Origin of the sequence: Mycobacterium heckeshornense, from assembly GCF_016592155.1 — a bacterium.
Taxonomy (GTDB): domain Bacteria; phylum Actinomycetota; class Actinomycetes; order Mycobacteriales; family Mycobacteriaceae; genus Mycobacterium; species Mycobacterium heckeshornense.
The window spans coordinates 3376688-3395856 of record NZ_AP024237.1 but is presented as its reverse complement, the minus strand read 5'-3'; the positions used below and the strand labels follow the sequence as shown (position 1 = coordinate 3395856).

Genomic DNA, 19169 nt, shown 5'->3' with positions numbered 1-19169 from the left:
ATGACCGGACAACTCAAGATGAGGAGCTCGCCGTGGCCACCGGGCTGCCTTCGCGTACTGAGGTGATCGAGCTACTCGATGGAGAGTTCGCGCGCGCCGGTTGCGAGATCGAAGATGTCGTCGTCGACACTCGGCGCCGTCCGCCCCGCATCACTGTCATCGCCGACGGCGACGAGCCGCTCGATTTGGACACGGTCACGGCGCTGTCGCAGGCCGCGTCGAGGTTGCTTGATGGGGTCGACACCATCCGGGGCCACTACGTGCTGGAGGTCAGTTCGCCCGGGGTGGACCGGCCGCTGACCAGCGCGAAACACTTCCGTCGGGCCCGTGGCCGCAAACTTCACGTGACGTTGACCGACGGATCGCAGCTGGTCGGCCGGGCCGGCGAGACGCGCGGCGACACGATCGTGCTCGTAGTCCGCGACGACCGCGGCCGCGATTGGACGGTGCGCGAAGTGGCGCTGGATGACATCGCGAAAGCCGTTGTGCAGGTCGAGTTTTCGCCACCCGCTCCACGGGAGTTGGAGTTGGCGACCGCGAGTGGGGGGCGTGGCAACGGAGGTTGCAACATGAACCGCGCCGGCGACCATGCACAGCGTGGCGGTGAGGAGGAGCGGCGCTGATGAACATCGACATGGCCGCGCTGCACGCGATCGAAGCGGACAAAGGGATTTCGGTGGATGTCGTGGTCGAGACCATCAAATCCGCGCTGCTGACCGCCTACCGGCACACCGAAGGGCACCAGCCCGACGCGCGTATCGACATCGACCGCAAGACCGGTGCGGTACGGGTGATCGCCCGCGAAACCGATGACGACGGCAACGTCATCAGCGAATGGGACGACACCCCCGAGGGTTTCGGCCGGATCGCGGCCACCACCGCGCGCCAGGTGATCCTGCAGCGGTTGCGCGACGCCGAGAACGAGCGCAATTACGGCGAGTTCTCCACCCGGGAGGGCGAGATCGTCGCCGGAGTGATTCAGCGTGACAGCCGTGCCAACGCCCGCGGCCTGGTCGTGGTGCGGCTGGGCAGCGAGACGAAGGGCTCCGAGGGCGTGATCCCGGCCGCCGAGCAGGTCCCCGGCGAGGTGTACGAGCACGGCGACCGGCTGCGCTGCTACGTGGTCGGCGTCACCCGCGGTATCCGCGAGCCGCTGATCACGTTGTCGCGCACCCACCCCAACTTGGTGCGCAAGCTGTTTGCGCTGGAAGTTCCCGAGATCGCCGACGGGTCGGTGGAGATCGTCGCCGTGGCCCGGGAAGCCGGTCACCGCTCGAAAATCGCAGTGAAATCCAACGTTGCCGGCCTCAACGCCAAGGGTGCCTGCATCGGCCCGATGGGCCAGCGGGTGCGCAACGTGATGAGCGAGCTTTCCGGGGAAAAGATCGACATCATCGACTACGACGAGGATCCGGCACGTTTCGTCGCCAACGCGTTGTCGCCGGCGAAGGTGGTCTCGGTGACGGTTATCGACCAGGCGGCGCGGGCCGCCCGGGTGGTGGTGCCCGACTTCCAGTTGTCGCTGGCCATCGGCAAGGAGGGGCAGAACGCCCGGCTGGCGGCGCGGCTCACCGGCTGGCGCATCGATATCCGGGGTGATACGCCGACACATCCGGCGGCTCAACCCGAGCACGGCGCCAGCCACGGGATGGCCCACGACCGCTAGCCCGGGCACCGGCATGATCGATCTGCGTTCGCTGGCACGGTTGGGCGGCGCCCAGTCTCGGTCGATTAGCCCGGAGAACTTCGACGGGGGCAAGGGCGGCGGCGGCCGCGCCGTCGACGGCACCGGCGCGGCCGCCGCGGCCGACCTGGGACGGGGCTGGAAGATCTCGCCGAGCGTCCACATTGACGGGCACACCACATTTGAGCTGGCCGCCATCGAGGGACCGGCGCTGATCACGCACATCTGGCTGACCACGGACCACAGCAACTGGCGCAGTCTTATTTTGCGCTGCTATTGGGACGGCGCCGATGAGCCCGCGGTCGAGGTGCCGCTTGGCGATTTCTTCGGGCAGGGCTGGTGTGAGTTCGCCCAGCTGTCCTCGGTGCCGGTCGCGGTCAACCCGCACGGCGGCTTCAACAGCTATTGGCCGATGCCCGCGCCGCGGCACGCCCGTTTGACACTGGAGAACCGCGCGCCGCACACCGCCACCGTCTATTACCAGATCAGCTACGAGATCGACGTGGACTTCGAAACCGACATGGCCGGCGCCGGCTATCTGCACAGCCAGTTCCGCCGCAGCAACCCGCTGCCCGCCGGCAGCGTGCATCCGATCCTCGACCGCGTGCACGGCGCGGGCAAGTACGTCGGCACCTACCTGGCCTGGGGCGTGAATCGCCCCGGCTGGTGGGGTGAGGGCGAGGTCAAGTTCTACCTCGACGGCGACGAGGAGTTCCCCACCATCTGCGGCACCGGCACGGAGGACTACTTCGGTGGCGCCTGGAATTTCGATGTGCCCGGGCAGGGTTACACTGCCTACTCCACAGCGTTCCTCGGGCTGCATCAGATCATCCGCCCGGACGGGCTCTACCGCAGCCAGCAACGGTTCGGCATGTACCGCTGGCACCTGCTGGACCCCGTCCACTTCCATGCTGAGCTGCGGGTGGACATCCAAGCGCTCGGGTGGACGTCGCGGGGTCGCTACCAGCCGCTGCACGACGACATCGCCTCCACCGCGGTGTTCTACCTGGACCGTCCCGCTACCACGCGCCCGTCGCTGCCCGACGCCGACGAGCTTGACGTGGGCTAGCTCGCCCGGGTGGTTCTGACCAACGGTTCGATCACGGTAGACTGAGCCGTGATCCAGCGCGAGACTTCGGCGACTGATGCACGCAGGCATCGGCGCACCGATGGGCCGGTGCGAACGTGTGTCGGCTGCCGAAAGCGAGAGTTGGCCGTCGAACTGCTTCGCGTGGTCGCTGTGTCGACCGGGAACGGCGAATATGCCGTGATCGTTGACCCAGCGGGTAGCCTTCCGGGGCGGGGTGCATGGCTGCATCCCGATCCGCGATGCGCGCGAGAAGCGATCCGGCGGCGAGCTTTCGCCCGAGCGCTGCGCATCGCCGGTTCACCGGACACGTCCGCGGTGGTCGAGCACCTGGAACTTCTAAGGACGCTCGACCCACCCGGCAACAGAACAGGTAGCAAAGAACATGAGCACACCGTGAAGTCCCGATGACCATGCGTCATAGCTAAACCCGAGGCGCGGCCCACCACCGCTGTCGCCTCATGGACAGGAGAAGTAGTGGCAGGCAAGGCCCGCGTACACGAGTTGGCCAAGGAACTCGGTGTTACCAGTAAGGAAGTTCTCGCCCGGCTCAGCGAACAGGGCGAATTCGTCAAATCGGCGTCGTCGACGGTAGAGGCGCCGGTCGCGCGTCGGCTGCGTGAATCGTTCGGCGGGGAAGGCCGCTGCCGACAAGACAGCGGATAAGGCCGCCGGCAACGGCGAAGCGGCTGCCGGGGCCGCCAAGGTCGCCGGTGACGGTGGCGTGGCGACCGCACCGCCGAAAACCGCCGGCCGCAAGCCGGCCGAGCCGGCCGCGGCCGAACCGCCCGCGGCGGCGTCCGCGGCTCCTCCCACCGAGCCCCCGGCGCGACACGCCCGCCGACTCCCGGGCCGCGCCCAGGCCCGGGGCCCAAGCCGGGAATCCGCACGCCGCGCGTCGGCAACAACCCGTTCTCGACCGCACAACCGGTCGAGCGGCCCATTCCGCGGCCGCAGGTTCCCCGTCCCGGCGTTGGCCGGCCCGGGGCACCGCGTCCCGGTGTGTCACCGGGCAGCATGCCGCCACGACCGGGCGGGCCCGCCGCCGGGCAAGGCCGCCCACCCCGTCCGGGTGTGCCGCGGCCCGCTGCGGGTGGCCGGCCGGGAATCCCGACCGGCGGTCGTGTCGGCGGCGGCGGCCCGTACCGCGGGGGTGGGGTCGGTGCCCCGCCCGCCGGGGTTTTCGCGGCCGTCCCGGGGCCGGTGGGCGTCCCGGGCAACGTGGCGGCGCTGCCGGCGCGTTCGGCCGTCCCGGTGGCGCGCCCAAGCGCGGCCGCAAGAGCAAGCGGCAGAAACGCCAGGAATACGACTCGATGCAGGCCCCGGTGGTCGGCGGCATTCGGCTGCCGCACGGCAACGGTGAGACGATCCGGCTGGCCCGCGGTGCGTCGCTGTCGGATTTCGCCGAGAAGATCGACGCCAACCCGGCCGCGCTGGTGCAGGCGCTGTTCAACCTCGGGGAGATGGTCACCGCCACCCAGTCGGTCGGCGACGAGACGCTCGAGCTGCTCGGCAGCGAAATGAACTACAACGTCCAAGTCGTCAGCCCGGAGGACGAAGACCGTGAGCTGCTGGAGTCCTTCGACCTGACCTACGGCGAGGACCAGGGCACCGAAGAGGATCTGCAGGTGCGTCCGCCGGTCGTGACCGTCATGGGTCACGTCGACCACGGGAAAACCCGGTTGCTGGACACCATCCGCAAGACCAACGTCCGCGAGGCCGAGGCCGGCGGCATCACCCAGCACATCGGCGCCTACCAGGTGTCGGTCGAGCATGACGGCGTCGAGCGGCCGATCACGTTCATCGACACCCCCGGCCACGAGGCGTTTACCGCGATGCGCGCCCGCGGCGCCAAGGCCACCGACATCGCGATCCTGGTGGTGGCCGCCGACGACGGTGTCATGCCGCAGACGGTGGAGGCCATCAACCACGCGCAGGCCGCCGAGGTGCCGATTGTCGTGGCGGTGAACAAGATCGACAAGGAGGGTGCCGACCCGGCCAAGATCCGCGGGCAGCTCACCGAATATGGTTTGGTGCCGGAGGAATTCGGCGGCGACACGATGTTCGTCGATATCTCCGCCAAACAGGGCACCAACATCGAAGCGCTGCTGGAGGCGGTGCTGCTGACCGCCGACGCCGCGCTGGACCTGCGCGCCAACCCCGACATGGAAGCCCAGGGTGTGGTGATCGAGGCGCAACTGGACCGCGGCCGCGGGCCGGTGGCCACCGTGCTGGTGCAGCGCGGCACCCTGCACGTCGGCGACTCGGTGGTCGCCGGCGACGCCTACGGGCGGGTGCGCCGCATGGTCGACGAGCACGGCGACGACGTCGAGGCGGCGCTGCCGTCGCGGCCGGTGCAGGTCATCGGGTTCACGTCGGTGCCCGGCGCCGGGGACAACTTCCTGGTCGTCGACGAGGACCGCATCGCCCGCCAGATCGCCGACCGGCGCAGCGCCCGCAAACGCAACGCGCTGGCGGCTCGCGCCCGCAAGCGGATCAGCCTGGAGGACCTGGATTCGGCGCTGAAGGAAACCAGTCAGCTGAACCTGATCCTCAAGGGCGACAACGCCGGTACGGTCGAGGCTCTGGAGGAGGCCCTGATGGGCATCCGGGTCGACGACGAGGTGGCGCTGCGGGTCATCGACCGTGGTGTCGGTGCGATCACCGAGACCAACGTCAACCTGGCCTCGGCCTCGGATGCCATCATCATCGGCTTCAACGTGCGCGCCGAGGGCAAAGCCACCGAGCTGGCCAACCGCGAGGGCGTGGAGATCCGCTACTACTCGGTGATCTACCAGGCCATCGACGACATCGAGAAGGCGCTGCGCGGGCTGCTCAAGCCGGTGTACGAGGAAGTGCAGCTGGGCCGCGCCGAGGTGCGGGCACTGTTCCGCAGCTCGAAGGTCGGCCTGATCGCGGGTTGCCTGGTCACCTCCGGTTCGGTGCGGCGCAACGCCAAGGCCCGGCTGCTGCGCGACAACATCGTGGTCGCCGAGAACCTGACCGTCCAGTCGCTGCGTCGGGAAAAGGACGACGTCACCGAGGTCCGTGACGGTTACGAATGCGGTCTGACGCTGGGCTACGCCGACATCAAGGAAGGCGACGTCATCGAGACCTACGAGCTGGTCCAAAAGGAACGCGCCTGATGGCCGATCCGGCCCGGGCGCGCCGGCTGGCCAAGCGGATCGTCGCGATCGTCGCCTCGGCGATCGAACACGAGATCAAGGATCCGCGGCTGGCCGGGGTGACCATCGTCGACGCCAAGGTGACCGGCGACTTGCATGACGCGACGGTGTATTACACGGTGATGGGTCGCACTTTGGACGAGCAACCGGATTACGCCGGCGCGGCGGCGGCCCTCGAACGAGTCAAGGGAGTGCTGCGCACCAAGGTCGGGGCCGGCACCGGTGTGCGGTTCACCCCCACCTTGACGTTCGTCCGGGACACCGCATCCGACACCGCGCAGCGGATGGAGGAGCTGTTGGCCCGGGCCCGCGCAGCCGACGCCGATCTGGCTCGCGTGCGATCAGGCGCCAAGCCGGCGGGGGAGCCCGATCCGTACCGGACGAACCCGGATGCTAAGGATGTCGGTGACGACGACCGATCCGACGACTGACCTCGTCTCCGACGCCAGGCGCGTGGACGCCGCCGGCGCCGCGCGGTTGCTGTCCGATGCGGCCGCGATCGGCGTCATCTGCCATGTCTTTCCCGACGCCGACACCATCGGCGCCGGGCTGGCACTGGCCTTGGTGCTCGACCGGTGCGGCAAGCAGGTCCAGGTGAGCTTCGCCGCACCGGCTGCGCTGCCGGATTCCCTGCGGTCGCTGCCCGGTGGCCAGCTGTTGGTTGAGCCGGGCCGCATGCGCCGCAACGTTGATGTCGCCGTCACCGTGGACATTCCGAGCGTCAACCGGCTCGGCGGCCTCGGCGATCTGGCCACAGCCGGGCGCCAGCTGCTGGTCATCGACCATCACGCGTCGAACCAGCTGTTCGGGACCGCGAATTTCGTTGACCCGTCGGCGGATTCCACCACGATGCTAATCGCCGAGCTGCTCGATGCGTGGGGTGAGCCGATCGGCGTCGACGTGGCGCACTGCCTGTACGCGGGGCTGATCACCGATACCGGGTCGTTTCGCTGGGCCAGTGCCCGCGCTCATCGGTTGGCGGCCCGGCTGGTCGAGCTCGGCGTGGACAACGCCGCAGTCAGCCGGATGCTGCTGGACAGCCATCCGTTCACCTGGCTGCGGATGCTCTCACGGGTGCTGGGCTCGGCGCAGCTGTTGCCCGACGCGGTGGGCGGTCGCGGACTGGTCTATGCGGTTGTGGAGCACAAACAGTGGATCAACGCCCGGCCGGAAGAAGTTGAAAGCATCGTCGACATCGTGCGCACCACGCAAGAAGCTGAAGTCGCGGCCGTGCTGAAAGAGGTTGAGCCGCAGCAGTGGTCGGTGTCCATGCGGGCGAAAGCGACCGTCGATCTGGCGGCGGTCGCGTCGACGTTCGGCGGAGGCGGACACACGCTGGCGGCCGGGTATTCGACTGCCGGCTCGATGGCCGATGTTGTCGCGTCGCTGCGCGCCGCGCTCGGCTGACCAGCACGCACCCGCCGGTGGCCGGCAAATCGCCAGCTTGGCCCTGCCGGCGTTGGGTGTGCTCGCCGCCGAGCCGCTCTACCTGTTGTTCGACACCGCGGTCGTCGGCCGGCTGGGCGCTTTGAGCCTGGCCGGATTGGCGATCGGTGGGCTGATCCTTGGGCTGGTTGGTTCGGACCTGACGTTCTTGTCATATGGCACGACGGCGCGTTCGGCGCGCTACTTCGGCGCCAGGGACCACGCCGCGGCGGTGGCCGAAGGTGTTCAGGCGACGTGGTTGGCGCTGGCCCTGGGGGCGGTGATCGTCCTGGTGGTCGAGGTGGTCGCCGTCCCGCTGGTCTCGGTTATCGGCTCGCGCGCCGACATCGCGACGGCAGCGTTGCCGTGGCTGCGCATCGCGATCCTGGGTGCACCGGCGATGCTGGTTTCGTTGGCGGGCAACGGCTGGCTGCGTGGGGTGCAGGATACTGTGCGCCCGTTGCGCTACGTGGTTGCGGGTTTCGGCCTTTCGGCGCTGTTGTGTCCGTTGTTGGTATACGGCTGGCTGGGCCTGCCCCGGTTGGAGCTGGCCGGTTCGGCGGTGGCCAACCTCGTCGGCCAGTGGTTGGCCGCGCTGCTGTTCGGCCGCGCTCTGCTGGCACAAAGGGTGCCGCTGCGCCTGGATCTCAGCGTGCTGCGGGCCCAGCTGGTGATGGGCCGCGACCTGATGGTGCGAACGCTGGCCTTCCAGGCGTGCTTCGTGTCCGCCGCGGCGGTAGCGGCCCGGTTCGGTGCCGCCGCCTTAGGGGCGCATCAGGTCGTGCTGCAGTTATGGGAGTTCCTTGCGCTGGTTCTCGATTCGCTAGCTATCGCGGCGCAAGCACTGGTCGGGGCCGCGCTTGGGGCGAGCCAGATCACGCACGCGAAATCGGTAGCGCGCCGGGTGACCATGTTATCGGCGATCGCTGCCGCCGCGTTGGCCGCGCCGTTGGCCTTCGGTGCCTCGGCCCTGCCACGGCTTTTCACCGGCGACGCATCGGTGCTGGCCGCCATCGGCGTGCCATGGTGGTTTCTGGTGGCCCAATTACCGGTTGCCGGAATCGTTTTCGGCCTCGACGGGGTGCTGCTGGGCGCCGGCGACGCGCCATTCATGCGTACCGCAACCCTGGTCAGCGCGCTGGCGGGCTTTTTGCCGTTGATGTGGCTGTCGCTGGTGTTCGGCTGGGGGTTGGCGGGAATTTGGTCGGGGCTAACGACCTTCATGGTGCTGCGACTGGCCTTCGTCGGGGCTCGCGCTGTTTCCGGTCGCTGGGCGGTGACCGGTACGACCTGAGCGGCCGGCGGTTGGCCACTCCGCTGGACCGGTCAGCGCCGGGCCTGGATGGTTCGCAGGATCCGGGCCGAAAGTTGGCGGTCGGTCAGCAGTTGGTCGATCAGCGCGGACAGGACTTCTTGTCCGGTGACGCGAGCCAGGCCGAGGCGGTCGGCTGCCTCTCGCTGCCAGATGTCGAGGCCTCGGTGCTGGGCGGCCGTGAGGTCGACGGTGCGTCGGGTCCGTCGTGTCCGCGATTGTCGGATGGCGGTGAGCCGTTCGGTGACCTCGGCCCCGTCCAAGGAGGCGGGCGGGGCGCCGGCCGCCGCGTGGGCGCGGAACCGTTCGGCGCCGGCGTCGAAGCGGTCGGCGGCAGGGCTCATAGGGGCGGAACCTTCCGTTTCCGTTGGCACAGACTGGGCTAAATCAGCATATCAACGGTGGTGCATTTCAGTGCTTCCGACCGGCATCGCACTGACTCCCCATTGCATCGAAATCACATTCAGCATGCAGATAATTTGATATTCAGCGACGCGCAGAGGTAAATGCTGCCAAAATACTGTGACGCATCGTCGAGCGATGACACAGCACGGGAATATCCATCGAGTACTGATTTCCTTAGACGCGGATATTAGCCCCGGAGTATTCACTGTGACATGCGGCTATGTACTTACGGAGGTACTGATACCCAGTAGCTACTGAGGTCCACACTACTTCTGCGACGACATGCAGAAGTATATGAAAACAGCTTCTTTCGCGCCCATGCCGGGGCCGCGTAGGAATACCTGTAATGGCGATGGTGAGATTGGTCAAAGCCCTTTGACAATTGCGTGGCTTTGGGTATCCAATTACATTGGGTATCAATTCAAGCCGGGGAAATCGAGACGAAGGAGGTTTTGTCATGTCGCTTTTGTCGGACGCGGCGCGTCGCTCGGCGATTGGTGCGGTGGGGGTCGGCCTTGTCAGCGGCGCCATGGTGTTTGGCGCCATCCCCGCGGCACACGCCGTCCCGGCGCCCACGTCGGCGGGGCCCGCCATGACCGCCGTCACGAATGTCGCGGCCACGGGCTACGGCTCACCCCTGCCGCAGCACTGGTGGCATCACCGCGGCTGGTGGCACCGCTGGTGGTGGTGGTGGTGAGGTAGCGGCGCTGGAGGCCGGGCCTTTGGCCCGGCCTCCAGCGCCAACCACCACGACGTCGACGCTGCCGCGAAACCGCGTGTTAGGACCGGTGTTTGGCTGTCGGCGGTTGAAAACCTACGGACCGTTTCCAGGGGCTCATGCGATGACTTTCCCACGATGCTGGACTGCAAAAATCACGTCGTTTCTGGCGGCACTCGGTGTGAGTGTCCTCGCCGGGTGCGGGCATCCGTCAGAAAGCAAACCCGCGGACGCGTCGGCGATGCGGCCGCAAGCCGCGTCACCGGCGGGCGCCGCATACGACATCTCGCGCGTCGACCGCGTCAAAGATGACCTTCCGCCGGGCTTCGCGGGCGAGGCGGAACCGTCGAAAACCCTGACCCAACAAGACATTGCCAGCTCTGGTATCACCGCGTTCACCGGAGCCCAGGTGGACCCGCCGCAATGCCGCGCGGTCCTCGTCCCGCCCCATGTTGAACCTTCGGTCGGCACCCAGGCCGCGGGTGTTCGCGGGCAGGGAGATCAGGGAAACATCTACATCGTCGCAATGCGGCTGCCCCAGCCGGTGCGGGCCAGCCAGCCGCCGGCAGGCTGCGATCGGGTCTCGGTGTCCGGCTCGCCCAAGGCAAGTGGGACAGCTGAACGCATTGCCGCCCCGAGCATCGCGGGCGTCACCACCACCGGGGCCAAGCTGAGCGTGGATGCCGCAGAAGATCCGGATTATGTGTTCACCGCGGCCCTCGATGACCAAACCTCTGTTGTCGTCATGGGCAGCACCGACGCGCAACTCAACCCGCAGGGATTGCTGTCGGATCTGCTGGTGAAGGCCACATCGGCGGTGCGCGGCCGGTAACCGCACTGCGGCGTTGGGGTCAGCGCACCTGCGCGCGTCCGCGCCGCAGCACCGCTTCACGGTTGCTGGCGATGTCCTCGCCCGTTGCGGTGCTCATCCACTGCCGGGCCGCCGCGGCTTCCAGCCATAGTCCCGCGCTGGTCTGCGAGTCGTCGATGCGGTGATAGGACGCCAGCAGCGCGCGCACGGCGCGCTGGTTGTTGCCGACAATCGATGCCGCAACCTCACGGGCGGCGGGCAGCAGTCGCTCGTGCGGCACCACTTCGGTAACCAGCCCGGCCCGCAGCGCGTCGTCGGCGGACAGATAGTCGCCGGTGAGGCTCATCCGACGGGCAAGACCGATCCCCACTTTTTGCGGCAGTCGCACGCTAAGGCCCCATGTCGGAAGCAGACCCACGCGCGCATGGGTGTCGGCGAATCGCGCGCGCTCGGAGGCGATCAGGATGTCGCAGTACAGCGCCAACTCCAGGCCGCCGGTTACGGCAGCACCGTTGATCGCGCCGATCACCGGCTTCGTCATCGCAGGCCAGCGCGGGGAGATGTCGGGCAGTGCCGACTGCCCGCCCAGTTCTTTGAGATCAAGCCCCGCACAAAACACGGGGTCGGCACCGGTGAGGATCACCACGTCGACGTCGTCGTCGGCATCGGCCCGCGCCAGGGCCGCGAACAGGCGGTCCCGCAGCGCCGCCGAAAGGGCGTTGCGCGACGCCGGCCGGTTGAGGGTCAGGGTGCGGATCCGCCCGTCGGTGTCAACCAGCAAGGTATTCTCGCTCATCACCTCACCGTAGCCAGCCGCCCCAGGGCGCCGCGGGCGCACCTATCGTTGAGCCATGTGCCGCAATATCACCGAGCTGCGCGGACTGGTGCCCGCCGCCACCGCCGAAGAGATCGCCGCCGCCGCACGCCAATATGTGCGCAAGGTCAGCGGCATCACCCACCCGTCGCCGGCCGGCGCCGAGGCTTTCGAGGCGGCGGTCGCCGAGGTCGCGGCGGTGACGACGCGCCTGCTGGAGGCCCTGCCAGCGCGCCGCCAACCCCCCAAATCCATCCCGCCGCTGCGCCGGCCGGAAATCGCAGCCCGGATGGCCCGGTGACCCACACCGCGACGGTGCCCGCGCTCAAGGAGTGGGGCGCTGTTGTGCGCGCGCTGCTCGACGGGCGCCAGACCGTGCTGCTGCGCAAGGGCGGCATTCACGAAAAGCGATTCGACGTGGCAGCCGAGCAGTTCCTGCTGTTTCCGACCGTGGCGCACAGCCACGCCCAACGGGTCCGGCCCGAACATCACGATCTGCTGTTGCCGGCGGCCGCGGACAGCACCGACAACCACATTGTCGTGCGTGCCGCAGCGAAAGTCGTTGCAGCGCTGCAGGTTAGCCGTCCGGAGAACATCGATGCCATCGCGGATCTGCATATCTGGACGGCCGACTCGGTGCGCGCGGATCGGCTCGATTTCCGGCCCAAGCACCGACTGACGGTGCTGGTGGTCTCGGCCACGCCGTTGGCCGAGCCGGTGCGGCTGGCGCGCACGCCCGGGTACGCCGGCTGCAGCAGCTGGGTGCAGCTGCCGATGACGCCGAACCTGGCCACTCCGGTGCACGACGACGCCACGCTGGGCCGGATCGCGGCCCGGGTCCGTGACGCCGTCGGCTGACGGGCTGTTAACGGCGTCGGCTAGGGCGGTGCTGTTTTAGTCGCTGACTTTCGGCGTGCCTGAGCGGATTTCGCGTAGGTGGTCGACGAGGATCTGATGTGTGGCTTTGGGACGGGAGGATCGGCAGGGCCGGTTCGATGACGTGATGCTGCTGGTGGGTGATCAGCTGCCGGCGGGCAGTATTTACCGGCTGTTGGCCGAGCACGGCGGTGCACTGTTTGACGATGACTATTTCGCTGATCTGTTCAAGCGCTCGGCGCTGGGTCGACCGACGGTGCCGGCGCGGGTGATGGCCACAGTGATGCTGCTGCAGGCCTATGAGGGATTGTCGGATCGGGAGGCGTGTGACCGGTTGGCCTTTGATCTGCGCTGGAAAGCGGCCGCCGGGTTGACGGTGGACGCCGAGGCTTTTCATCCCACGGTGCTGGTCGGCATGCGCAACCGGCTACGCGCATCGGATCGGCCACGGCGGTTGTTCGAGGACGTGAACACCACCGCGCGAGCGGCGGGGTTGTTGCGGGGACGACGCCGGGTGCTGGATTCGACGCCGCTGTTGGATGCGGTGGCCACCCAGGACACGGTGATCCAGCTGCGGGCCGCGATCCGCAAACTGCTGACCGTGGCTGATCGGGCCGATCCGGAAGTGGCCGGTGCGGTGCGCACCGTGCTGACCCGCGACGATGACTACGCCAGCCTGGGCAAACCACCGTGTGACTGGGATGACCCCAAAGCGCGTGAAGCCTTGGTCGATGCGCTGGTGCGCGACGCCAACGCCGCACTGGAGGCCCTCGACGGCCGCAAGCTCGATGGGGCACTCAGTGAGGCGGTCGAGTTGTTGGCGCTGGTGGCCGGCCAAGACGTCGAAGCCGGCGACGACGGAATCTTCCGCATTGCCCGGCGAGTGGCCAAAGACCGGATGATCTCCACCGTCGATACCGAAGCCCGCCATGGGCATAAGTCGCGGGCGCGGACCTTCGATGGCTACAAGTCCCATCTGGGTATCGACCCCGACGACGAGCTGATCACCGGGGTGGCCATCACCGCGGCCAACGCCGCCGACCGTGAGGTCATCGATGAGCTGTTGGGCAACCCCGCCACCGACATCAGAAGTGCTGCACCCGCCACCGCCCCCGACACCGACAGCAGCACCGATGCCGCCACCGATGCCGATGCCGATGCCGATGAAACGATCACCGATCACGGCGAGCATGTGCACAACGAGTCGGAGCCGAACGTCTTTGAGGTGTATGGCGATTCGGCTTACGCCGATGGGGCCACCCTGGATGAGCAGACCGGGCGGGGTCATGACATGCGCGCCAAGGTGCCCCCGGTGCGCAACGCCAACGGCTATTCCAAAGACCGGTTCGGTATCGACCTGGCCGCCGGCACCGTGACCTGCCCGGCCGAGCACACCGTGGCGATCAGCACCGGCCGACGTCAGCAGGTCGCTCGCTTCGGTTCGTTCTGTGGGTCCTGCCCACTGCAGGCGGAGTGCACCAAAGCCCGTCGCGGGCGGGTGATCACCATCCATGCCCATGAAGCCGCCCTGCAGCACGCCAAGGCCCGCCAACGCGATCCGGCCTGGCAGGCCGATTACCGAACGTATCGGCCGGTCGTGGAACGCAAGATCAGTCACTTCACCCGCCGCCCCTGGGGTGGTCGCAAGGCGCGGTGCCGCGGCCAAAAACGCATCCTGACCGACATCCTGGCCCGAGCAGGAGCGATCAACCTCGCCCGGTTGGCCACCTTGGGCTTGCACCCACACGCCGGGGGTTGGGCCATCGCCTGATCCGGGACCACCGGGCCACCCGGCCACACGGCTACCCCGATCAGATCAGCCAGCGAAAGCCATCACAGCCGTCGAAATCTCGATACCGCCAAATCCCCGCCCCACGGGGGTCACTACATCAGCGCCGTCCTAGGCGACCGGTAGCACCAGACGGGAAGCGCCGAAGTGCACCGAGTGGGTGGCGGGCTTCAGCTCTCGGCCCGACACCGGCGGCTCGCCGGTTCCGAGGTTGCGCGCGAAGCGGGGATGACACCCGCCGGCCACCAGCACGCGAATGCGTGAGCCCGCGCGGAATCGGTGCGCGATGGCGTCGAGCTCGATCCGGACCGTATCCGCTGCGTCGGTCAGCCGCCGGTAGCCGTCGGTGACGTTGACCGACCGGGCTCGGGCATCGACCTCGCTGACCCGGACGAACAGGTCGACGTGGGGATTGTCCGAGCTGTGCGTCAGCTCGACGACCGGATTGCCGTGCACGCACACGTCCTCGGTCAGCGTGGCCCCGGTGAAGCACAGCACGTCGTCGCGTCGGGCCAGCGACTCGTCGTTGCGGTAACCGCCCTGCGGCGACAGCAGCCGACCGCCGACGGTGGGAGTGGGGTCGGCGGGGTCGTAACGGAACGACGCCGGCGGCGCCGTCGGCGTCGGCGGTGTGCTGTCCAGGCCGCCGCCGGGCAGCAGGTACAGCACGTGTTCGGTGGTGCTCGGCGGCCAGTCGGGCAGGTTGAGCCAGCCTTGCCCGGTGACGAAGACCCGGACTCTGCCGGGCCGCGGCGGTGCATCCACGCCGCGCAGGTGACAGTCCAGCCAGCCCAGCGATTCGCGGGTGATGGTGCCCAGCCCGTTGCGGAGCAGCTGGGCGTGGGTCCAGGGGCCGACCGTCAGTGCCACGTCGACGCCCCGCCGGTGCAGGTGGCGGTACTGCTCCAGCGTTTGGCCGATGAAGATGTCCTGCCAGCCGCCGAACAGCAGCACCGGAACCTGCACGCGGTCCAACGCGGCCGGACACCGCAGCGGCTCCCAGAACGGGTCCTCGGGGTCGGGGTGTTCGAGCCACGACTCGTACCATGGTGCCCCCGTGCCGAGCAGCGTGCGGCCCGCCTCGCCCATCGGCAACCCGTCGGTCGCGCGGGTCACCAATCGGCGGGCCAGCAGCTGGCGGGCGCCGGACCAGGCTAACCCGTGCGCCTCCTGGTGGGCGACCAGATCGCTCCAGCCCAGAAAGTCGGCGAGTGCAAACGACCCGGTGCCCCAGGTAGAGGCGCTGAAATCGTGCGGGCCCGCGGTGATCACCGCCGCGGCCAGTTCGGGCGGCGGATCCTGCAACAGCGCCCACTGGGTGAAGCCCAGATACGACAAACCGATCGTGGCGAATCGACCGGTGAACCACGGCTGGTGACGCAGCCACGCGACCGTGTCGGCGCCGTCGGCGGCCTCGTGGATCATCGGCTCGAACACACCGCCCGAGCCGAACGTTCCGCGCACGCTCTGCACCACCACGTGGTAGCCGCGGGCGGCGTACAACGCCCCGTATACCAGCGCGAACGGGAACCCGCGGCCGTAGGGTCCGCGCACCAGCAGGGTGCCGGCGGGCGGTCCGGCCGGTGCATAGTGGTCGGCACGCAGGTCGACCCCGTCGCGCATCGGGATGCGAACCGGGGTGACCGTGTACCGTGTCGTGGCTTCGGGCAGGCGTAACAGCCGGCCCAGCGCCTGGCCGCCGAACCGGTTTAACCACACGCGCAGCGACCCGCCGGCGCGGTCGGTGAAGGTGGTGCTCATCGCGTCAGGTTATCCGGCTACCCGCCGGATCCCACCGCAGGCCCGGAAGCGGGCTTAAAAGACCTTAAAAGACGTAGTACGGCGAGAGTTCTTGTGCCCGCTGCAGGTTGGTGGACGGGCAGTCGACGTCCGGCACCGAATACACCGTCGAATAAAACAGCGACTGCTGGATCACCCCGTAGCTGGTCTTGAACGTGACCATGCAGGAGACGTACCAATAGCTGTTGCGCCACGTCGGCTTCAGCACCCAGTACTGGGCGGCGCGGTGGCCGTTGACAGTGGTTTCAACCGCGTCCGGCGGCAACGACTCGGCGTAACCGCGCCAGATGATCGGCTCGACCGCCAGCTGGTAGTTGCCCGCGTCGTAGTGGCAGCGCAGCCCCTCTTCGTGCTCGGGCGGGGTAAAGCTCAGCCCGAGCCGCTGCACCACGTCGAACGGGATGTCTTCGCACGGGTCGAACGGTCGGGGGTTGACGGTCGCGATGATCGGGCTCTTCATCGTGGTGGCCGGCTCCATCGGCGCCGCGGTGGACCGCAATTCGACGCGGCCGCTGCCGGTCACCGCCGGCGGCGCGCTCTGCCACACCAAGACCGCGGCGCTGGACAGCGCACCCAGCGCCGCGAGCAGACGCAGCTTGGTGAGCATCACACCCCCTGACTCGGCCTGATTGTCGGGAGTGTACAAGCCGGGTCGGCGCGGGCACAGAGGAAACAAGAACCTGTTCTAGTTCTAGGTACGACGCGGCCGAGGGCGCGGCCGGTGGACCGTTAGGCTGGGGAGTCGTGGCAGCGCGGGAGCAGACGAACGGCGGCCAGCCGACACTGTGGGCGGTCTCGGATCTGCACACTGGCCACATCGGCAACAAACCCGTCACCGAATCGCTGCACCCGTCGTCACCGGACGACTGGTTGATCGTCGCCGGTGACGTCGCGGAACGCACCGACGAGATCCGCTGGTCGCTGGATGTGCTGCGCCGACGCTTCGCCAAGGTGATTTGGGTGCCCGGCAACCACGAACTGTGGACCACCAACCGCGATCCGGTGCAGGTCTTCGGCCGCGAGCGCTATGACTACCTGGTCAATATGTGCGACGAGATGGGCATCGTCACGCCCGAGCATCCGTACCCGGTGTGGACCGAGCGCGGCGGCCCGGCCACCATCGTGCCGATGTTTTTGCTCTACGACTACACCTTCTTGCCGGAGGGGGCCGCCAGCAAAGCCGAAGGGTTGGCGATCGCCCGGGAACGCAACGTGGTGGCCACCGACGAGTTCCTGCTGTCACCGGAGCCGTACCCCACCCGTGAGGCGTGGTGCCGAGACCGGCTGGCCACCACCCGCGCCCGGCTCGAACAGCTGGACTGGATGACACCCACCGTGCTGGTCAACCACTTTCCGTTGGTGCGTGAGCCCTGTGACGCGCTGTTCTATCCGGAGTTTTCGCTGTGGTGCGGCACCACCGAAACAGCCGACTGGCACACCCGCTACAACGCCGTGTGTTCGGTGTACGGGCATCTGCATATTCCCCGCACCACCTGGTATGACGGGGTGCGCTTCGAAGAGGTATCGGTGGGTTACCCACGGGAGTGGCGGCGCCGCAAGCCATACGCGTGGCTGCGCCAGGTGCTGCCGGATCCGCAGTACGCGCCCGGCTATCTCAACGAGTTCGGCGGGCATTTCGTGATCACTCCGGAGATGCGCGCCCAGGCTGAGCGGTTCCGGGAACGGCTGCGGCAACGGCGATGACGGAGCCGACGCTGCTGTCGTCGCTGTTGCCCGGCGATGCCGACCACCTGGCGTTTGCCGAACTGTATTCCGATCCGCCGGGCCTCGAACCGCTACCCGAAGAGAAAACGTTGATCGCGCGCTCAGTGCCCAAGCGGCGCAACGAGTTCGTTACTGCGCGTCACTGTGCCCGCATCGCGCTGGGTCAGCTGGGCCTGCCCCCGACGCCAATCCTGAAGGGCGAGAAGGGCGAACCCTGTTGGCCGGATGGTGTGGTGGGCAGCCTCACCCATTGCACCGGCTACCGCGGCGCCGTGGTGGGCCGCAGCTCCGCGGTGCGCTCGCTGGGTATCGACGCCGAGCCGCACGACGTGCTGCCGGACGGTGTACTGGACGCGATCACCCTCGATGAGGAACGCCACGAAATCGCGGGGTTGCCCGACGGTTTGCATTGGGACCGGATCCTGTTCTGCGCCAAGGAGGCTACCTACAAGGCGTGGTTTCCGTTGACACGACGCTGGCTTGGTTTCGAGGATGCTCACGTCGTGTTCGACGTCGATCCCGAGGGCACTAGCGGCGCGTTCGTGTCCAAGATCCTCATCGACGGCGCGGCGCTGTCCGGCCCACCGCTGACGGTGCTGCAGGGACGATGGGTGGTGCGAAAGAGCTTGGTGCTCACGGCAATTGTACTATGAACGCGGGCGTAGTGATCGTCGACAAACCGGCGGGAATGACCAGCCACGACGTGGTGGCGCGGTGTCGACGCATCTTCGCCACCCGCAAGGTGGGGCACGCCGGGACGCTGGACCCGATGGCCACCGGTGTGCTGGTAGTCGGGATCGACCGGGCCACCAAGATCCTGGGCCTGCTCTCGGGCGCGTCGAAGTCGTATGCCGCGACGATCCGGCTGGGTCAATCTACGTCGACGGATGACGCAGAAGGCGAACTGCTGCAACAGGTTTCAGCTGGCTATCTGACCGACGCAGCGGTCGCCGCAGCGATGAGCAGGCTGTGTGGCGAGATCCACCAGGTGCCGTCGGCGGTGAGCGCGGTCAAGGTCGGCGGCCAGCGGGCCTACCGGCTTGCGCGGCGAGGCGAGACGGTCGAACTCGCGCCAAGGTCGGTGCGTGTCGACCGATTCGAGCTGCTGGCCACCCACCGCCACGGCGAGCTGGTCGACGTCGACGTCGAGGTCGACTGCTCGTCGGGAACCTATATCCGTGCGCTGGCACGCGATCTCGGCGACGCGCTGGGAGTCGGCGGACACTTGACCGCGCTGCGGCGCACCCGGGTCGGCCGTTTCGGGATCGAGCGGGCCGTTTCGCTGGACCAGCTGGCCGAGCGGCCGCGGCTGAGCCATACCCTGGATGAGGCGTGTCTGCTGGTGTTTCCCCGCCGCGAGCTCACCGAACAGGAGGCTGCAGCCGCGGCCCATGGGCGCGCGCTTGCGGCTGCCGGAATCGAGGGCATCTACGCGGCCTGCAGCCGCGATGGCGCTGTGATCGCGCTGCTGCGCGACGATCGGTCGCGGACGAAGTCAGTGGCTGTGCTCCGCCCGGCTAACCTGTAGACACCCGCCG

At 68.0% G+C, this 19169-nt stretch carries 19 protein-coding genes and 1 pseudogene; 16 read left to right on the top strand and 4 right to left on the bottom strand.

The window, feature by feature from the left end; translation table 11 throughout:
• Positions 1 to 32 precede the first annotated feature (32 nt).
• The 8 genes and pseudogenes from rimP (at position 33) to MHEC_RS16310 (ending at position 8675) form a co-directional block, all read left to right on the top strand.
• A complete protein-coding gene (gene rimP, locus MHEC_RS16345; protein WP_082169980.1) occupies positions 33 to 623 on the top strand; it encodes a ribosome maturation factor RimP in 591 nt (196 codons plus the stop codon).
• Positions 623 to 1666 (top strand): transcription termination factor NusA, encoded by a 1044-nt coding sequence (nusA, locus tag MHEC_RS16340; RefSeq protein WP_048892882.1) that lies wholly within the window; start codon positions 623 to 625, stop codon positions 1664 to 1666. The genes rimP and nusA overlap by 1 nt, the downstream gene beginning before the upstream one ends.
• 13 nt (positions 1667 to 1679) lie before the next feature.
• Positions 1680 to 2753: a glycoside hydrolase family 172 protein gene (locus MHEC_RS16335; RefSeq protein WP_048892883.1), complete on the top strand. Its 1074-nt coding sequence runs from the start codon at positions 1680 to 1682 to the stop codon at positions 2751 to 2753.
• A 48-nt stretch (positions 2754 to 2801) separates the two neighbouring features.
• Positions 2802 to 3182 carry a YlxR family protein gene (locus MHEC_RS16330; protein WP_200902204.1) on the top strand — a complete coding sequence of 127 codons (381 nt, stop codon included), beginning with the start codon at positions 2802 to 2804 and terminating at the stop codon, positions 3180 to 3182.
• 66 nt (positions 3183 to 3248) lie between these two features.
• Positions 3249 to 5917: pseudogene (gene infB, locus MHEC_RS16325) on the top strand (translation initiation factor IF-2).
• The gene (gene rbfA, locus MHEC_RS16320; RefSeq protein ID WP_048892885.1) at positions 5917 to 6387 is read left to right on the top strand and encodes a 30S ribosome-binding factor RbfA; all 471 of its coding nucleotides are present in this window, start codon (positions 5917 to 5919) and stop codon (positions 6385 to 6387) included. The pseudogene infB and the gene rbfA overlap by 1 nt, the downstream one beginning before the upstream one ends.
• A complete protein-coding gene (locus MHEC_RS16315) occupies positions 6362 to 7363 on the top strand; it encodes a DHH family phosphoesterase (RefSeq protein ID WP_048892900.1) in 1002 nt (333 codons plus the stop codon). Before rbfA ends, MHEC_RS16315 begins: the two co-directional genes overlap by 26 nt.
• Entirely contained in the window at positions 7329 to 8675 is a 1347-nt protein-coding gene (locus tag MHEC_RS16310) for an MATE family efflux transporter (RefSeq protein WP_048892886.1), read from the top strand. Before MHEC_RS16315 ends, MHEC_RS16310 begins: the two co-directional genes overlap by 35 nt.
• Positions 8676 to 8707: 32 nt before the next feature.
• Here MHEC_RS16310 and MHEC_RS16305 read toward each other — a convergent pair whose 3' ends face one another.
• On the bottom strand, positions 8708 to 9037 hold the full coding sequence (locus MHEC_RS16305) for a hypothetical protein (RefSeq protein WP_048892887.1): 330 nt from the start codon (positions 9035 to 9037) through the stop codon (positions 8708 to 8710).
• A gap of 518 nt (positions 9038 to 9555) precedes the next feature.
• On the opposite strand from MHEC_RS16305, the gene MHEC_RS16300 reads away from it, so the two are divergent.
• Together MHEC_RS16300 and MHEC_RS16295 are read left to right on the top strand one after the other, a co-directional pair.
• The gene (locus tag MHEC_RS16300) at positions 9556 to 9795 is read left to right on the top strand and encodes a hypothetical protein (RefSeq protein WP_048892888.1); all 240 of its coding nucleotides are present in this window, start codon (positions 9556 to 9558) and stop codon (positions 9793 to 9795) included.
• Between the two features lie 145 nt (positions 9796 to 9940).
• Positions 9941 to 10648, top strand: a complete 708-nt coding sequence (locus MHEC_RS16295) for a DUF5642 family protein (protein ID WP_162838790.1) — start codon at positions 9941 to 9943, stop codon at positions 10646 to 10648.
• A gap of 19 nt (positions 10649 to 10667) precedes the next feature.
• Here MHEC_RS16295 and MHEC_RS16290 read toward each other — a convergent pair whose 3' ends face one another.
• The gene (locus tag MHEC_RS16290) at positions 10668 to 11423 is read right to left on the bottom strand and encodes an enoyl-CoA hydratase (protein ID WP_048892889.1); all 756 of its coding nucleotides are present in this window, start codon (positions 11421 to 11423) and stop codon (positions 10668 to 10670) included.
• 55 nt (positions 11424 to 11478) lie between these two features.
• Between MHEC_RS16290 and MHEC_RS16285 the strand changes: the two genes are divergently transcribed.
• The 3 genes from MHEC_RS16285 to MHEC_RS16275 all read left to right on the top strand — a co-directional run bounded on the left by MHEC_RS16285 (position 11479) and on the right by MHEC_RS16275 (position 14088).
• Complete coding sequence (locus tag MHEC_RS16285; RefSeq protein WP_048892890.1) at positions 11479 to 11742, top strand: DUF2277 family protein; 264 nt, start codon at positions 11479 to 11481, stop codon at positions 11740 to 11742.
• Positions 11739 to 12299 (top strand): DUF1802 family protein, encoded by a 561-nt coding sequence (locus MHEC_RS16280; protein WP_048892891.1) that lies wholly within the window; start codon positions 11739 to 11741, stop codon positions 12297 to 12299. Before MHEC_RS16285 ends, MHEC_RS16280 begins: the two co-directional genes overlap by 4 nt.
• A gap of 100 nt (positions 12300 to 12399) precedes the next feature.
• Positions 12400 to 14088, top strand: a complete 1689-nt coding sequence (locus MHEC_RS16275) for a transposase (RefSeq protein WP_201399603.1) — start codon at positions 12400 to 12402, stop codon at positions 14086 to 14088.
• Between the two features lie 129 nt (positions 14089 to 14217).
• On the opposite strand, the gene MHEC_RS16270 is transcribed toward MHEC_RS16275, so the two are convergent.
• Together MHEC_RS16270 and MHEC_RS16265 are read right to left on the bottom strand one after the other, a co-directional pair.
• The gene (locus MHEC_RS16270) at positions 14218 to 15867 is read right to left on the bottom strand and encodes a CocE/NonD family hydrolase (RefSeq protein WP_048893434.1); all 1650 of its coding nucleotides are present in this window, start codon (positions 15865 to 15867) and stop codon (positions 14218 to 14220) included.
• Between the two features lie 64 nt (positions 15868 to 15931).
• Complete coding sequence (locus tag MHEC_RS16265) at positions 15932 to 16513, bottom strand: DUF3558 domain-containing protein (RefSeq protein WP_048893435.1); 582 nt, start codon at positions 16511 to 16513, stop codon at positions 15932 to 15934.
• A 137-nt stretch (positions 16514 to 16650) separates the two neighbouring features.
• Here MHEC_RS16265 and MHEC_RS16260 point away from each other — a divergent pair, with 137 nt between their 5' ends.
• The 3 genes from MHEC_RS16260 to truB are packed head-to-tail and all read left to right on the top strand — an operon-like array spanning position 16651 to position 19159.
• The gene (locus MHEC_RS16260; protein ID WP_048893436.1) at positions 16651 to 17610 is read left to right on the top strand and encodes a metallophosphoesterase family protein; all 960 of its coding nucleotides are present in this window, start codon (positions 16651 to 16653) and stop codon (positions 17608 to 17610) included.
• Complete coding sequence (pptT, locus tag MHEC_RS16255; protein WP_048893437.1) at positions 17607 to 18284, top strand: 4'-phosphopantetheinyl transferase PptT; 678 nt, start codon at positions 17607 to 17609, stop codon at positions 18282 to 18284. The genes MHEC_RS16260 and pptT overlap by 4 nt, the downstream gene beginning before the upstream one ends.
• Complete coding sequence (gene truB / locus MHEC_RS16250; RefSeq protein WP_048893438.1) at positions 18281 to 19159, top strand: tRNA pseudouridine(55) synthase TruB; 879 nt, start codon at positions 18281 to 18283, stop codon at positions 19157 to 19159. Before pptT ends, truB begins: the two co-directional genes overlap by 4 nt.
• The last annotated feature ends 10 nt before the right edge of the window (positions 19160 to 19169 follow it).

Excerpts from the sequence above, each read along its gene's own strand:
- nusA (WP_048892882.1), top strand. The coding sequence starts at position 623 with ATGAACATCGACATGGCCGCGCTGCACGCGATCGAAGCGGACAAAGGG.
- MHEC_RS16335 (WP_048892883.1), top strand. The coding sequence starts at position 1,680 with ATGATCGATCTGCGTTCGCTGGCACGGTTGGGCGGCGCCCAGTCTCGG.
- rbfA (WP_048892885.1), top strand. The coding sequence starts at position 5,917 with ATGGCCGATCCGGCCCGGGCGCGCCGGCTGGCCAAGCGGATCGTCGCG.
- MHEC_RS16310 (WP_048892886.1), top strand. The coding sequence starts at position 7,329 with ATGTTGTCGCGTCGCTGCGCGCCGCGCTCGGCTGACCAGCACGCACCC.
- MHEC_RS16305 (WP_048892887.1), bottom strand. The coding sequence starts at position 9,037 with ATGAGCCCTGCCGCCGACCGCTTCGACGCCGGCGCCGAACGGTTCCGC.
- MHEC_RS16300 (WP_048892888.1), top strand. The coding sequence starts at position 9,556 with ATGTCGCTTTTGTCGGACGCGGCGCGTCGCTCGGCGATTGGTGCGGTG.
- MHEC_RS16295 (WP_162838790.1), top strand. The coding sequence starts at position 9,941 with ATGACTTTCCCACGATGCTGGACTGCAAAAATCACGTCGTTTCTGGCG.
- MHEC_RS16290 (WP_048892889.1), bottom strand. The coding sequence starts at position 11,423 with ATGAGCGAGAATACCTTGCTGGTTGACACCGACGGGCGGATCCGCACC.
- MHEC_RS16285 (WP_048892890.1), top strand. The coding sequence starts at position 11,479 with ATGTGCCGCAATATCACCGAGCTGCGCGGACTGGTGCCCGCCGCCACC.
- MHEC_RS16270 (WP_048893434.1), bottom strand. The coding sequence starts at position 15,867 with ATGAGCACCACCTTCACCGACCGCGCCGGCGGGTCGCTGCGCGTGTGG.
- MHEC_RS16265 (WP_048893435.1), bottom strand. The coding sequence starts at position 16,513 with ATGCTCACCAAGCTGCGTCTGCTCGCGGCGCTGGGTGCGCTGTCCAGC.
- pptT (WP_048893437.1), top strand. The coding sequence starts at position 17,607 with ATGACGGAGCCGACGCTGCTGTCGTCGCTGTTGCCCGGCGATGCCGAC.
- truB (WP_048893438.1), top strand. The coding sequence starts at position 18,281 with ATGAACGCGGGCGTAGTGATCGTCGACAAACCGGCGGGAATGACCAGC.